This window comes from Pseudomonas sp. SWRI51 (assembly GCF_014268825.1).
Taxonomy (GTDB): domain Bacteria; phylum Pseudomonadota; class Gammaproteobacteria; order Pseudomonadales; family Pseudomonadaceae; genus Aquipseudomonas; species Aquipseudomonas farsensis.
In genome coordinates this window covers 25,620-39,261 of record NZ_JABWRG010000004.1, presented here as the reverse complement: position 1 = coordinate 39,261, position 13,642 = coordinate 25,620, and the positions used below count along the sequence as shown (strand labels likewise).

At 54.0% G+C, this 13,642-nt stretch carries 17 protein-coding genes and 3 pseudogenes; 8 read left to right on the top strand and 12 right to left on the bottom strand.

Features of this window, described 5'->3' with window-relative positions:
* Positions 1–144: 144 nt before the first annotated feature.
* Complete coding sequence (locus tag HU720_RS02565) at positions 145–393, bottom strand: hypothetical protein (protein ID WP_100633707.1); 249 nt, start codon at positions 391–393, stop codon at positions 145–147.
* A 538-nt stretch (positions 394–931) separates the two neighbouring features.
* Complete coding sequence (locus HU720_RS02560; protein ID WP_100633705.1) at positions 932–1,249, bottom strand: transposase; 318 nt, start codon at positions 1,247–1,249, stop codon at positions 932–934.
* Between the two features lie 273 nt (positions 1,250–1,522).
* Here HU720_RS02560 and HU720_RS24175 point away from each other — a divergent pair.
* The 6 genes and pseudogenes from HU720_RS24175 to HU720_RS02535 all read left to right on the top strand — a co-directional run.
* Positions 1,523–1,971, top strand: a pseudogene (locus HU720_RS24175) (transposase); the annotation flags it as partial.
* 393 nt (positions 1,972–2,364) lie between these two features.
* On the top strand, positions 2,365–2,919 hold the full coding sequence (locus tag HU720_RS02555; RefSeq protein WP_100633703.1) for an OsmC family protein: 555 nt from the start codon (positions 2,365–2,367) through the stop codon (positions 2,917–2,919).
* 72 nt (positions 2,920–2,991) lie between these two features.
* The gene (locus HU720_RS02550; protein WP_100633701.1) at positions 2,992–3,765 is read left to right on the top strand and encodes an SDR family oxidoreductase; all 774 of its coding nucleotides are present in this window, start codon (positions 2,992–2,994) and stop codon (positions 3,763–3,765) included.
* Between the two features lie 95 nt (positions 3,766–3,860).
* Positions 3,861–4,451 carry a TetR/AcrR family transcriptional regulator gene (locus HU720_RS02545; RefSeq protein WP_100633699.1) on the top strand — a complete coding sequence of 197 codons (591 nt, stop codon included), beginning with the start codon at positions 3,861–3,863 and terminating at the stop codon, positions 4,449–4,451.
* Between the two features lie 3 nt (positions 4,452–4,454).
* Positions 4,455–5,153, top strand: a complete 699-nt coding sequence (locus tag HU720_RS02540; RefSeq protein WP_100633697.1) for a DsbA family oxidoreductase — start codon at positions 4,455–4,457, stop codon at positions 5,151–5,153.
* A 63-nt stretch (positions 5,154–5,216) separates the two neighbouring features.
* Positions 5,217–5,546 (top strand): thioredoxin family protein, encoded by a 330-nt coding sequence (locus tag HU720_RS02535; protein ID WP_100634008.1) that lies wholly within the window; start codon positions 5,217–5,219, stop codon positions 5,544–5,546.
* Between the two features lie 33 nt (positions 5,547–5,579).
* Here the strand turns inward: HU720_RS02535 and kefC are convergent, their stop codons facing one another.
* The 7 genes and pseudogenes from kefC to HU720_RS02505 all read right to left on the bottom strand — a co-directional run bounded on the left by kefC (position 5,580) and on the right by HU720_RS02505 (position 10,887).
* Positions 5,580–7,403, bottom strand: coding sequence for a glutathione-regulated potassium-efflux system protein KefC (gene kefC, locus HU720_RS02530; RefSeq protein WP_186517019.1), 1,824 nt, complete (start codon positions 7,401–7,403; stop codon positions 5,580–5,582).
* On the bottom strand, positions 7,404–7,925 hold the full coding sequence (gene kefF / locus HU720_RS02525) for a glutathione-regulated potassium-efflux system oxidoreductase KefF (protein ID WP_100633693.1): 522 nt from the start codon (positions 7,923–7,925) through the stop codon (positions 7,404–7,406). It lies immediately after the preceding gene.
* A 109-nt stretch (positions 7,926–8,034) separates the two neighbouring features.
* The gene (locus tag HU720_RS02520) at positions 8,035–8,253 is read right to left on the bottom strand and encodes a 4-oxalocrotonate tautomerase family protein (RefSeq protein ID WP_014860756.1); all 219 of its coding nucleotides are present in this window, start codon (positions 8,251–8,253) and stop codon (positions 8,035–8,037) included.
* 30 nt (positions 8,254–8,283) lie between these two features.
* The gene (locus HU720_RS02515; RefSeq protein ID WP_186517017.1) at positions 8,284–9,390 is read right to left on the bottom strand and encodes an alkene reductase; all 1,107 of its coding nucleotides are present in this window, start codon (positions 9,388–9,390) and stop codon (positions 8,284–8,286) included.
* 44 nt (positions 9,391–9,434) lie between these two features.
* Entirely contained in the window at positions 9,435–9,767 is a 333-nt protein-coding gene (locus HU720_RS02510; protein ID WP_014860758.1) for a carboxymuconolactone decarboxylase family protein, read from the bottom strand.
* Positions 9,768–10,083: 316 nt separating this feature from the next.
* Positions 10,084–10,486 (bottom strand): annotated as a pseudogene (locus tag HU720_RS24170) (hypothetical protein); the annotation flags it as partial.
* A gap of 50 nt (positions 10,487–10,536) precedes the next feature.
* A complete protein-coding gene (locus HU720_RS02505; RefSeq protein WP_146095018.1) occupies positions 10,537–10,887 on the bottom strand; it encodes a hypothetical protein in 351 nt (116 codons plus the stop codon).
* 86 nt (positions 10,888–10,973) lie between these two features.
* Between HU720_RS02505 and HU720_RS02500 the strand changes: the two genes are divergently transcribed.
* Positions 10,974–11,135, top strand: a complete 162-nt coding sequence (locus HU720_RS02500; protein ID WP_167400214.1) for a hypothetical protein — start codon at positions 10,974–10,976, stop codon at positions 11,133–11,135.
* A 556-nt stretch (positions 11,136–11,691) separates the two neighbouring features.
* On the opposite strand, the gene HU720_RS02495 is transcribed toward HU720_RS02500, so the two are convergent.
* Together HU720_RS02495 and HU720_RS02490 are read right to left on the bottom strand one after the other, a co-directional pair.
* Entirely contained in the window at positions 11,692–11,883 is a 192-nt protein-coding gene (locus HU720_RS02495; RefSeq protein ID WP_186517015.1) for an MbcA/ParS/Xre antitoxin family protein, read from the bottom strand.
* 126 nt (positions 11,884–12,009) lie between these two features.
* Positions 12,010–12,189: pseudogene (locus HU720_RS02490) on the bottom strand (transcriptional regulator GlcC); the annotation flags it as partial.
* On the opposite strand from HU720_RS02490, the gene HU720_RS02485 reads away from it, so the two are divergent.
* Positions 12,151–12,687: a carbohydrate porin gene (locus HU720_RS02485; protein ID WP_337994282.1), complete on the top strand. Its 537-nt coding sequence runs from the start codon at positions 12,151–12,153 to the stop codon at positions 12,685–12,687. The pseudogene HU720_RS02490 and the gene HU720_RS02485 sit on opposite strands and share 39 nt — an antisense overlap.
* 528 nt (positions 12,688–13,215) lie before the next feature.
* On the opposite strand, the gene HU720_RS02480 is transcribed toward HU720_RS02485, so the two are convergent.
* Positions 13,216–13,641: a hypothetical protein gene (locus HU720_RS02480; RefSeq protein WP_186517012.1), complete on the bottom strand. Its 426-nt coding sequence runs from the start codon at positions 13,639–13,641 to the stop codon at positions 13,216–13,218.
* Position 13,642: the final 1 nt, after the last annotated feature.

Genomic DNA, 13,642 nt, shown 5'->3' with positions numbered 1-13,642 from the left:
CGCCTCAACGGGCAGCCGGAGCCAAGCTCCACCTCGCAAAAACTACCTCATGGCGGGGTGTCACAGGTAGGAGATGAACCGTCGGGCTCCGCAACAGAAATAGAAACGCCCCGCCTGGGCGGGGCGTGGTTACCAGCACCGAACTCAGCGCTCTTTGTTCGCCTGCGAAAGCACGGAGCCTGCCAGGCTCAACACCGTCTGGCTGTGGCCCAACTCACCCAGAATTTTGCTGGCTAGCTCCTCCATCCGAGCACTGGTTTGCTTGGTAGATGAGGCCTGAGAAAGCGCCGAGCCAGCTAGCTCCTTGGCCAAAGCGGAGGATTTAGAGTCAAGCAGTACAGCCGAGGCCAGGCTGGCGATCGAACTGCTGGTTTGTTTCGCATTAAAGCTCATAGTCTTACCTTTTGATCAGAGATTAAGTGCCCCGACCGAGCGCTAGCGCATCGAACCACGCGTCACCTTTCATTTGACGCGGCAGTGCGCAATTCGATGTAATGCGTTCACTCAAGTCAGGTTGTCCAACCGTATGGCTTTGAGAGCGAGTGGATCACGGAACGTTTGGCGACCTAACGTGACCGCTCGCTGAACTCGCCCCCCGTCTAGGGACACGGCACTGCAAACACCATATCTAGGGTGTCTTTGTCGCAGCAACCACAAGATGAGCGATTTCCGCTTAGTTATCAAGCGTTGAAGACACATATGCCCTGTGGATAATGTGTGCATATCCTGTTGGGCGTACAGCCCAAGCTGCATACCGCTTGGCTTGCAGCGCGCCCCAAAAATTTCGAACTTTTTTTTGACGCTGGCCATTACGTGATTCGTCGTGAGGATCTGAAGCGCTCACGCATGCTGAATTGGCCTGCACCTGGTGGCGGAGACGCTCGGGAGATAGGGCGAAAATGATGCAGGCCAGCCTCGTCCCGCTTGGCCTTCAAGCTAAGGCTGCGCAGGCGGCGGCACTGTCGACGGGCCAACTCATTTTGATGAGCGTGCGCGGATATTGGATTTCAAGGCAAATGTAGGCGGGTTGGCCTTGTGATCTGGTCGGGAGCATCTGGGTATGCAGAGGGATGAACGCTGGCTGCAACGCGGTGGATTTCTGCGTGTGCAGGCGTATCCATTTATGCACGAGGTTGGCGTTGAGGCTGGGGCCCAATCCGATGTTGGCGATGGAGGCGCCGGGCTCTGAACACTCTTGAATGACCTGGGCTTTGAAGGATTTGCTGTAGGTACGGCGCTGAAGGCGCATGAAGAGTCCGCCTGATGGGTCAGAAATGGCGTCCACTTAAATTAGGTGGATACCATGGCCTCCGGCGTTTGCATCGGGAAGGTGTGTTCGCCGGCCCCTTACCATTAATTAGGCGTTTTGGGGCTCAGAAAAGCTTGTTCTTCATGCGCTGATTATTGAGAAACCAGGGCAACGCCCTGGTTACATTCTTCACGGACGCACGTCCCCCAACTAATGCAGGCGCACCAGCCACAGATTTGAGAGCGCAAACAACTTGATCAGTCTCGCCGTGCTCTGCAAACACGCCACAAGCGTTTCCTGGCTGAGATGAAACAGGTCGTGCCGTGGCATGCACTGGTTGCATTGCGAACCGCTTAATCCAAAAGCTGACAGCGGTAGGAAGCCCTATCCACTGGAAACCATGCTGCGCATCCACCTCTGCAATACTGGTCTCACTAGCGATCCAGCCATGGAAGAAGCGCTGTAAGAGATCACCTCGATGCGCCAGTCTGCACAGCTGACACTCAGCGCCCCGACCCCTGAGGGCACCACGATGGTGAGTTACCGGCATCTGCTGGAAGAGCATCTGCTTGCGAGGGGCATTCTGGAGATCATCGACGACTTCTTCTCGACAAAGGCCTCTCATTGCGCAAGTGGTCGATGGTCGATGCCATCATCGCCACCCTCCCTGTTCGACCAAAAACATGCATGAAAAACGTGCCCCTAAGGTGCATCAGCCGAAGACAACTGCTGCCAGCCTAAAACCCCTCTTGTCTGGTTTATGTTTTCATTAATTATATTAAAAACAACGTCTTGGAGTATTTCACTCTGAGCCGCTACCACCTCTTCGCAGTGGAGCTCCGCACTGTCCGCTGCCAGTTCTTAACGGAGCTGGCCTCTTCCCCTCTGTGTAAATCTAAAACCTCCGAGAGCCTGGCATTTCAGTCGCCTAACCTGCTGAAATAGCAGGTATTTCACCAAGCTTAAGATACGAGCCTCTTCGGATCGAAAGGTCGCCGCATGCGTGCGCACACTTCACGGGAAAAGAATTTCTTGCACGCCAACCTACCAGTTGGTAGAGTTGTTTCTCAGCGAACAACCTACCCCCGTAAATGCGTGCACCGAGGATCTATCAAATGACTACCAATCTGAACGGTATTGACGTAGCTGCCCTGCAACAATTTGCCCAAGCCGTTGCTGAGGATGCGAGCAAGCGCCACGCCAGTTTCAACGTTAAGACCGCGTGGAAAGGCCAGACCCGCTCTGTAGCCAAAGTCAGCCGTTATAGCCTGGCCGGTGAAACCTACTCGCGTGATTTCGAAATCGCCGCCGATGAACCCAATGAACTGCTGGGCGAAAACACTGCGCCTAACCCTCAGGAACTGCTGATGGCTGCTCTCAACGCCTGCATGTCGGTCGGCTATGCCGCCAATGCCGCGATGATGGGCATCAAGATCCACAGCCTGGAAATTGAGACCGACGGCACTCTCGACCTGCGTGGCTTCCTGGGTATCGATGAAAGCGTTAACCCAGGCTACGACGAGGTAAGCGTCGTAATCCGCCTGCACACCGACGCCTCCCGTGAGCGCGTGGAAGAGCTGCACAAGGTGGTGCTTAAGACTTCGGTCAACTACGCAAACTTCTCTAAAGCCATCCGCATGCTCCCTAAGCTCGAAGTCATCGAAGGCTAACTGTCATGGCCGCAGGTGTGTACGGCACCTGGCGGCCAGCGACCTTTCGGTTATCTGGTACTGGAGTCTGTAATGAACGATTTTTTTAAAGGCAAAAAACTGTTGGTCGTGGGCGGCACAAGCGGCATGGGCCTGGAAACAGCACGCCTGTTTTTGAAGGCTGGTGGCAGCGTGGTTCTCACCGGCAGTAAACAGGATAAAGCCGACGCTGTTCGCGCTGAGCTGAGTTCGTTGGGGAACGTATCGGTGATCGTTGCCAACCTCATGACCGAAGAAGGGATGAATTTCGTACGCAACGAAATCAATGCCAATCACAGTGACATTGGCTTCATGGTGAACTCCGCAGGCATATTCATTCCGAAGCCTTTCATCGAGCACGATGAGGCTGATTACGACATGTATCTGGATTTGAACCGCGCCACGTTCTTTATCACGCAGGCCGTGGTCAAGAATATGCTCGCCGCCAAGCGCGAAGGTTCCATTGTCAACGTCGGTTCGATTGGCGCCCAAGCTGCACTGGCAGGCTCTCCAGCGACTGCTTATTCGATGGCTAAGGCGGGTCTGCACGCAGTCACCCGAAACCTGGCAATTGAGCTGGCGCACTCCGGTATCCGAGTTAATGCCGTGTCTCCTGGCATCGTTCACACCTCGATCTATGAAGGTTTCATGGACAAGGACGCGATTCCGGATGCGATGAAGTCGCTCAACGATTTCCACCCGCTGGGGCGTGTCGGTGTTCCCGAGGACGTCGCCAACACCATCCTCTTCCTGCTCTCGGATAAAACTTCCTGGGTGACAGGTGCTATCTGGGACGTTGATGCAGGGGTGATGGCAGTACGGGCCTAATACCGTAGCAAGCGCTGCATATAGCGCCTCTCAGTGAGGCGCTTTCCCAGTGCACTGCCTCCGGTGGAAAAAGGTGCTGGCTGTAGGAGTTCCAAATGCCTATCACGACAAAAGCTGCGCTCATGAGTTACGCGGAAACCCAGATGCGTTCAAAGGGTTACTCAGCATTCAGTTACGCTGATCTCGCTGCGAAGATCGGTATCAGAAAAGCCAGCATTCACCATCATTTTCCTACGAAGGAGTGCTTGGGCGCAGAGCTGATCAACGATTACATCTCCCGGTTCAATGAAACGCTGGCCTCAATCGAAGCCATGTATCCCGAGCCACTGCAGCGTCTGCAGGCCTTTTCTCGACTTTTCGTGATCAGCGCGAATGATGGGCTGCTGCCTTTATGCGGCGCCTTGGCTGCGGAAATGGCTGCGTTGCCGTTGTCGCTCCAAGGGCTCACGCGGGACTTCTTCAACTCTCAGCTCGCCTGGCTCCAAAGCACCCTGAATGACGCAGTCCGCCAGCACAACTGGTCGCTGGGAACAACGGCTGAAAACTTCGCCTTCATGCTGTTGAGTATGTTGGAGGGAGCAAGCCTCATTGATTGGACACTCGGTCGATCAACCGACCCTTTGGCTGGTTTTAACCATTTGCTTGAAATGGCGGCAATTCGGTCTTCATTTCTTCGTGCAGGATAGATTATGAAAACTCCTTCGAAAAAATACGTTGTCGATATCTGGTCTGATTATGTGTGTCCTTGGTGCTGGATTGCCAAGCGCCGCTTTGAGAAAGCACTTGAATGCTTCCCAGAGAAGGACGACGTACAGGTCAACGTTCGGGCCTATCGGCTGGCTGCCAACCATGCTCCGGAGCCGATGATTCCTGCCTTGAAGCGTAAGCTTGGTAACGCAAACTCCGCTTTATCGATGATGAGTACCGTCAGTAAATATGGCGAGGTCGACGGGCTTGATTACCGCTTTGACACCATGATGTTTGGCGATACTGCGGATGCTCATGTGCTGGTAAAAGCTGTTGAAGACTCGGAGGTAAAGAAGCGTCTTGTGGAAGCGCTGTACGAGCAGAGTACCAGCCACGGTAAGTCCCTTTTTGATCGCGCCAGCTTGGCGGCGATTGCTAAAGGCGCAGGTGTGTCGGACGAGTCCATCCAGCTGGCTTGGTCATCTGCAGAGTTGCGCGCTGAGATGAAGGCGGATGAACAGTTTGCCGCCCAATTGGGTTCCGGCGTACCGCTCTTCGTCTTCAATAATGCGTTCTCGGTATCAGGCGCACAGACAGACGCATCCTTTCTTCAGGCGTTGAATCAGATGGCAGCTGAGGCGAAATCCCTGGATAGCTCATCAATGGGCCAAGTCTGCGGGATCGATGGCTGCAAAATTTGACTGGCAATGGATGGCGGCATTCTCAAGGTGCCGCCTTTCCTCAATACAGAACGAGAAATCCAGATGAGTCGTATCGTTGAGTTGAGCGCTCCCCAATTTGCTCGCTTCGTAGCCAAAGGGAGCAGTGTCGTAATGTTCTCAGCCTCCTGGTGCAAACCTTGTAAAGAGATGAAGCCGATCTTCTTGGAGCTGGAGGGAAAACTCCATTCTCTAGCGGTCTTTGGAAAGATTGATATTGCGGTGTCTCCGACAATTGCGCCGATGTATGGCATCCGCTCTGTGCCGTCCTTGGCGGTGTTTCACGAAGGCCGCTTATTGAAAGTCTTCGCTGGGTCTAAGTCAGTTTCAGCCTTGAAGAAAGCAATTATCACTGAGCTGGAAGACGCTAGCTAACGGAGCGTTCTCCATAACTCGCAGTCTGGCCGGCTATTCACCTCTCGGTGCTGAAGACTCATTTTTTCCTGGGCCTGCGTCAATTGGATGAGCACGATCTTCGTTGAATATTTCCGTCAGTAAAGCGTTGGCTCGTTTGTAAGCGTCGTACTTGAATTCGGTGTCATCAGCGGGCTGAGCGGCCATTTCTTCCAGCATTTCCAAATTCAGGCGACGGAACCGATCCGCACGCTCACGAGCCTCGTAGCGCCCTACACCCAGTTGCTCCAAGGCTCTACGCCCAAGGGATAACGCGCTTTCAAAAGTTTCCCGCTCGACGGCCTCTATGCCCATCTGGCGCAGGGTAATGCTATGCCCCATATCACGAGCACGCACCACCAGTTTCAGGGATGGAAAATGCTCTTGAGCCAGCTCGGTCAGTGCCAGGTTATCGTCCTGGTTGTCGATGGCGTTGATCAGCACCACGGCTTTCGCGGCACCCGCAGCGTGAAGTAAATCGAGACGTGTGGCATCCCCATAAAACACCTTCACTCCGAATTTTCGCAGTGTCTCGATGTGGTCGGGATCATGATCCAAGACCACTACCTCAAAGCCACAGGACATCAGTAGACGCCCAGCGATTTGACCGAACCGACCGAAGCCAGCAATGATGACTCGAGGATTGCTCTGATCAATGATGTCCGATTCCTTGCTACCCTGTTTGCCCGACGAGTCCAAGTGATTGAGCAAGAGGATCAGCAGAGGCGTTATACACATGGACAGCGCCACCGCCAACGTCAGGCTTTTACCCCAAGGGTCGATCAGGATGCCGGCGACAGTCGCTGCGCCAAATACCACAAAGGCAAACTCACTGCCTTGGCCGAGGAACACCGCCTGCCACGAGCGCTGATCACTTGGGACACTCAAGAAACGCCCCAGAAGCTTTATCACGAGCAGCTTGATCAGGATAAAGCCCAACGTCAGAGTGATGACTTTCAAAGGGGCGTCGATCAGCGTTCCGAAGTCAATCGACATGCCTACGCCGATGAAGAACAGACCCAGCAATAATCCCTTGAAAGGCTCGATATCGCTCTCTAGGGCATGACGATATTCCGAGCTAGCCAATAGAACGCCCGCTAAGAAAGCACCCATGGCCATCGATAAGCCTGCCTCTTCCAATAAGAGGCCGAATCCGAATACCAGGAACAGCGCGACAGCACTAAAGATCTCTCTCAGGCCAGAGCGCGCTACAAAGCGAAGGACGGGTCTGGATACGTACTGACCCAAAAGAACAACTGCGACAACTGCACCTACGATTTTCGCGATAGACAGGGCCAGTTCCGCACCCGAGGGCGTGCCACCGTTTGCGGCCAGCAGTGGAATCATAGCCACCAGGGGAATCGCCGCGATGTCTTGGAAAAGCAACACGGCAAAGCTGCTTCGACCCACGGCGGTCGAGGTCATGTTCCGCTCATTCATGGCCTGCATCGCGATAGCTGTCGACGAGAGGCTCAGCGTTAGCCCTACCAGCAGCGCAGCTGTCCAGTTCAAGCCTAGTGCAGCGCAAAATATTGCGATGGCTGCACCACATGCCAGCATCTGCATCGCACCACCACCGAACACCATCCGGCGCATAGCCCAAAGACGCCTGGGGTCGAGTTCGAGACCAATGATGAACAGCATCAACACCACGCCAATTTCAGCGAAGTGCAGTATGGACTCGACGTCGGTCACAAGCTTCAAGCCCCACGGGCCGATTAAGCAGCCGGCTATCAGATACCCCAGAACCGGGCCTAAACCTAACCGAACGGCAATTGGGACTATCAAGGCAGCTGAGCCCAAGTAAATGAGCATTTCAATCAGGCTATGAGTGTCCATTCAATCTTCCTTCCACGAGGCCAGGCGCTCGCCGTAATGGCGGATCTGCTTGAGCAGTCCGTCTTGGTCTGCTCTATATGCACCATGAACTGCGACTGGGCTTAACCAACGCATTCCACAGTAATTCGCGGTTGCTTGAAGAGGCTGGGACAGCACCGCGAAACCCGGATGGTCACCGCCTTCAAAATGATCATGCTCTCCGCCCGTGGTCACGGCCCACAGGAGATTTTTATTTTTCAAAGCAGTAGCACCCGCCCCGTAGGCCCAGCCCTGCGTGAAGACCTTATCGATCCACAGCTTCAAAAGTGGGGGGTAGCTATACCAATACAAAGGATGCTGCAGAACCAGCAGGTCTGCTTGCTCCACGGCCTTCTGTTCAGCTTCAACGTTGATGTTGAAATCGGGGTATAGGTCGTACAGGGAACGGACTACAACATCGGATTTGTTAGCTGCGAACCTGAGCATCAACGTGTTTACGTTGGATTTCTCAGGGTAAGGATGGGCGTAAATGATCAGAATCATGACGTGATTCCCCACAAACCTGGCGTTCTTCAAGAACGGAAAAAGCCCCCTGATCGTTGAGCGTAAATACACTCAGCGATCAGGGAGCTAATGGTTTGGCGATGAAGCCTTATTGGCCTGCTTGCAACTTCAGCACGTCCTGTGCAGTGACTGGATTGCCAGCGATACCCCAGTCTCCGCTCTTAACCTCTTCGAAAATGACCCAGGTCAGGGCACGCATGTTTTCGCCTTCCACCGACACCATGGCGTCAGTCACTTTGCGAATGACCTCGGCTTTTTGCTCGTCAGAAAAAACCCCTTCAATACCTTTAATAGTTACGAGTGGCATGGTGTTCTCCTAAATGTTTGGGATGGAATTTCAGGCTTTTGCTGCTGCGTATTCAGGGTAGTCGGTGTAACCCTTATCAATCGAATCGCTTACGCCGTAGTAGGTAGCGCGATCACCCTCGGCCAGCGGCCAATCGTTTTGCATGCGCTCGACCAGATCCGGGTTGGCGATGTAAGCGGTGCCGAAAGCGATCAGGTCGAGTTCGCCTTTGGCCAGCTCAGACTCTGCGATCTCTTTGGTGAAGCCGCCAGCAGCCATCAAGGTGCCTTTGTAAGCGTCGCGGAACGCAGCACCGAAGCCTGGGGGCGTTTGCGCGGCCAAGATGGTCGGTTGGTAGTTCAGGTGAACAAATGCCAGCTCTCGTTCGTTGAGGGCAGCCGCCATGCTCATCCAGGTTTCTTCTTCGCCTTCGTACACCCCGAAGTCGTACAGGCGACCAAACGGCGAGAAGCGAACGCCAATCTTCGAACCACCAATTTCAGCAGCAATCGCGTCAATTGTTTCCAGCAGGAAGCGCTGACGGTTGGCAATAGAGCCACCGTACTGATCAGTGCGAGTGTTCAGGGCGCTGCTCAGGAATTGATCGAACAGGAAGCCGTTGGCTGCCATGATTTCGATACCGTCAAAACCTGCGTCCATCGCCATCCGCGCGGATTTAACGAAATCCGCAATGACCCGTTTCACTTCTTCAGTTTCCAGGGCGCGAGGTTCGCTTGGTTGAACAGGCCCAGATTTGCCCGGTTCGATCCAGGCATACACCGTGGTGTCTACGGCAGGCACTTTGCCCGAGGAGACCGGTACCAAACCATGCACCGAGACATGGGACATACGCCCTACGTGCCAGAGCTGCGCAAAAATCTTCCCGCCTTTGGCATGCACAGCGTCAGTGACATTGCGCCAGCCTGGCAGGTGCTCATCTTCGTAAATGCCGGGGGTGTACAGATACCCCCGAGCCTCGTCGGAGATAGGCAGGCCTTCGGTGATCAGCAAGCCGGCAGAAGCACGTTGCGCGTAGTACAGCGCGTTGGATTCATTTGGAATGTTGTTCAAGGTTCGGGTGCGAGTCATGGGGGCCATGACGACGCGGTTTTTGAGCGCAATACCGGACAGGTCGTACGGAGTGAACAGCTTATTCATGATTAATCTCGACGTCGTTGGAAGGTTGAAAGTCAGCGTCTGATTCAGGACTTATCAAACGCGTCGAGCACGTGGGTGCTGTAGACCAGCGCAGCACCGGCGTTCATGTTGATGGCTACACCCAGGGCTTCAGCTACTTCTTCACTGGTAACGCCGAGCTTCTTGGCCTCAGCTGCGTGGAAAGCGATGCATCCGTCGCAGCGAGTGGTCACAGCTACAGCCAAAGAAATCAGCTCGCGGGTTTTGGCGTCCAGATGGTTCGTCTTGCCGCCAGCGGCGCCTAGCGCAGCCATGCCTTTCATGGTTTCAGGGGACAGGCCATTGAGCTCAACGAGGCGAGTGTTGATGTCTTTGCGGGTTTGCTTCCAATCTTGCATGAGGCTCTCACGTGGGCGTTAACGCCCGGCAGGTTCACGGGTTGGTTTCGACTATGAGCATACGCTACCATCTAGTTGGTAGGCTTGCAACGCCTCATGCTAAATTCACGTCATTACGCAGGATCGAGGTGACAGTATCGATACGTGGCCAATGATATTTTGGTCGAAGGCGCCTGGCCATGACTGCGCACCTACCTATAGGTAGCCATCTTCAAAAAGAAGATTCGAATGAGCGTAGGCAGTGCAAAGGCTCAAGTGGAGCGATCCATATTCGCGAAATGTGGTTGAGGCTCGGTCAGAGTCAAGCCTGGCCTTATCAGGGTTGAAGGCACTGAATAGGCTCTGGGCTGAGCCCTGCGAGGGTGCGCCGGCAATAGGCTCTGTACCGCATGGAACAAGCCAGTGAGACTATGGCGGCATAGCCTCTGGCAAGCTTATCGAAGCCCGGAGGTTCTCTTCAGCCAGCCAAACATGCGCTTGGTGATGTTGCGCTGTCGATACTTGGGCTGATCGAACACTCTGGGTAATCTAGGCTTGGGCTTGCATTTCTTCGAGCGCAGGGAGATGGCGGGCTGCATTCGCTATTGGTCGCATTAGCGGCGTAGCGCTTCGACGTTGTAGCCCTTGTAGGTAAGCAACCATTTACGGCGCTTACGCGGGCGGCTAGGTTGGCTCGATGGAATGCTGACCTCGTCCAACAGTGGCTGGACGTAGTTCATTCAAAACGGGGCCCGGTCAGCATCAGATTGATTCTGATCGACGCCGTTATTCATACACCAAGATCTCCCGCAAAAAAGGCATCTCTCAGAGCAGGCGTGCCCTCATGCTCAAAGACGAGCTTACGCAGTAAATACTGCGCGAGGTATGACCGAAGACGGGATCGGAGCTGAACATAAGGTTCTGCATGCCCCACATCGCTATCAGGCCAGCGAAGCTTCAAGGCGTGTCTCAAACTCATCAGTGTCTCGCCGCCGAGTGTGTCCTCGTAGAGCCGGGTCAAATCGTCGAAGCCAGCGGTGCGCTTGTAGCCGACCAGTGCCTCACTCAGAATCAAGCTAAGCGAATCCGCGTAGACCTGCCACGCCCTTTCCCACACCAGCTTTTCCACATCACTGTCCAAGCACAAACCTCGCTGCTACAGCACAACTACACCGTGCCCACTAGAACACGGCACGACATTTAACAGCCCTGGAATTGAGCCTGAGCATGCACATCGAATTTGACCTGAATCAGAACGACCTGGAAGCCCTCTTGCGCCATTGCCAGGCCTACAGACCAACAAGCAGTGATCCTCGTGAGAATCAACGCCTGCAGGATGCGCTGGAGGCGTTGGAGCAGGCCTTGGTGGAGGCAAATGCTACTCGGTAATCCGAGGACATCATTATGCAGATCAATATGCTGATAACCAGAGGCAAGGGCACCCGTATGCACTAGGGAAAATACGGCGGCGCAACTCCAGCGTCGCCGTAGGTTGTCTGACATGGGTGCATTTTGAGACGGAGCTACTCCGCTCAAAAAAATTGGGTTCAGTTTGTTTTTTGAAGTCAAAAGCAAAAGCAGCGGCCTTACGGCCAAAAAGACGATCTCCCCTACCGGCCCTCGCCTCGCCTATCGGCAAGGCAATTGAGGCCTGAAAAGCGCTCAGATCAAAAGCGAAAAGATCGGCCATCACACCGTGTCTTATCCAAGCATCATCGGTGGCGCCGGCACCGTAGAAAATCTTTTTGCTCTCAAATATAAGAACTCCGTCTCGCTTAAAAATTTTCAAGAGGGGGGGGTGAAAAAACGGCGTGAATAAACAAAAAGCGGCGCGAATAGGTAAATTTGTCTGAGCCTGTCCCGGCTATTTAGCTCCTACCTACGAAGCAACTGAATACAGATGGGGTGAGGTTGATACCCCCCTCACCAAAAATCGAAGGTACTCTCAGCTGGCAAATCCGTGCTCGATACGCATCAGTTCTTCCAACACCTCCTTGTAGCCCTCGCGGTCGCTAGAAAGCTCAAGGGCAGACCTATTTCCGAACGCAGCACGCGGCATAGACATCCATGCGGCAGACTTTTCTTTGTCGCCAAACACTCTCTCGGCCTCAATCAACATTGCAGATCGGTAATCCATGTGCGCCCCCAGTTTTAAATGGCATAGCAATCATCGCTCAGCTCGACTGCGATGCGTTAGCAGCGCTTGCCTCCAGTGCGAGTTGCCCACACCTGGCGGTACCAGGGCTGCGGGCCTATCAGTGCCTCAGCTCCACCCTTCAAGCCTCATGGTAGCCCTAACCAGCCGCTGCTCTTCCTGCTCAATTTCTCGCAGGTTGTCGCGGATACTGGTGATGTGCTCCTTCGCAGCCCTTTGAGCTTGCTCAGGCAACTGCTCCATTACCGCGTGATAAAGCCGGGAGTGCTGCCGGTCAATCTGCCGCTTCAGCCCCAGCCGCTAACTCCAGATGGGGGGTATAAGCGGCACAGCACGAGCCAAGGATTCTTGACGGTGCTCCGCCAGCAAGTCGCGCTTATCAATGAAGATCCAAACCGCCCTCTTGAGCTATTCACTCAAGCCCACTTCAACGAGAAGGACACAAGCTACATCCGTAGCTCACTGAATATCGGTATGACTGTGCTCGGCCCGTTTGACAGCCGTCCGACCGATCAACTGGGAGTGGCTGTTGGTCGAGTGGAAGTCAGCCCGCAGTTCAAAAAGCGTCAGCAGATGCTGAGCGCCATGTCTGGCATCACCAATTTTGATGATCCCGATTTCATACCGGTGCTAGGAAAGGAATACAGCGCTGAGACCTTCTACGGAATACAGGCCACGAAATGGCTGATGATCAGGCCAAATATCCAGTATGTAAGGCATCCTGGAGGGGTTAGTGAAGTTGAAGACGCGGTGATCGTAGGACTAAAAATTCAGTCTCGATTCTGATCCTAGCTGCCTACTGTTAGAGTCCTCGTAACACTGAAGGTATGGGCATCCCTGGGTGCCCAATGCCCTAGATGGAGCATCGTGGAGCATGGGTAGCCATTATGAAAACAGGGCCACAGCTCGTTGTGAACTTGATTCTCCCTCCCCAGTACGATCCACCTCGTTCAGCACCTCAAGGCACGAGTAACGTCTGCCATCACGCGCGGCGATACGAGAGCTCAAGCTCTCGGAAAACGGGAACTCGACAGAACTTCGTTACCTCTCAGGCTTGTCTGCCGAACGGCATCCGCGACCGATATTCTGATCAGCAGTATGAGTGGATATAATGAGCTATCCAGGCCTCATACCTTTACTCAAAGCAAGCGTCCACCCTCAGTCGCAGTATTGTCGACAGGCTCGCCCGATGAGCCTAGCATCTCGAATTATTGCGAATGGCAGCCCCTCGTTAGACCATCTACACCAGGCTGGGAGGTGAGTCAACGATGGCCATGAGACTACCATCCATCATTGAATTCGACTCAAAGCCTTTCAGATAGTGTGATTTTCCAACCAATCGCTAACCTCTGCATCCCAGCCTGCATGACAGAAATCTAAATTAGGCCAGTAATTTTGATAGATTTCATAGTTTAGATTGCGTGCAGCGTCTCGCCCTTCTCGCCCCACTGCAGACCAAGCCAGGTACATGCGATTCTGCCAGCCCACCGCCAACAGGAGGCTATTTACGACCCGCTCGCCCCATCCTTCCTTCAACAGTATTGATTTGAATGCTCTCTCAGCGTGCTGTGTCGCTCCCACCCCAAACTGACCAACCTTATCGAGCATGTGATATAACAAGCCCAAGGCTTGGAAGGTGGACAGATCCTCAGAGTCGACACTCTGAATGACATGTTCAAATATCACCTCAAAGCCGCCTGCAGAGGGAACCATTTCAATGCGAAATTCAGGAGCGGACATA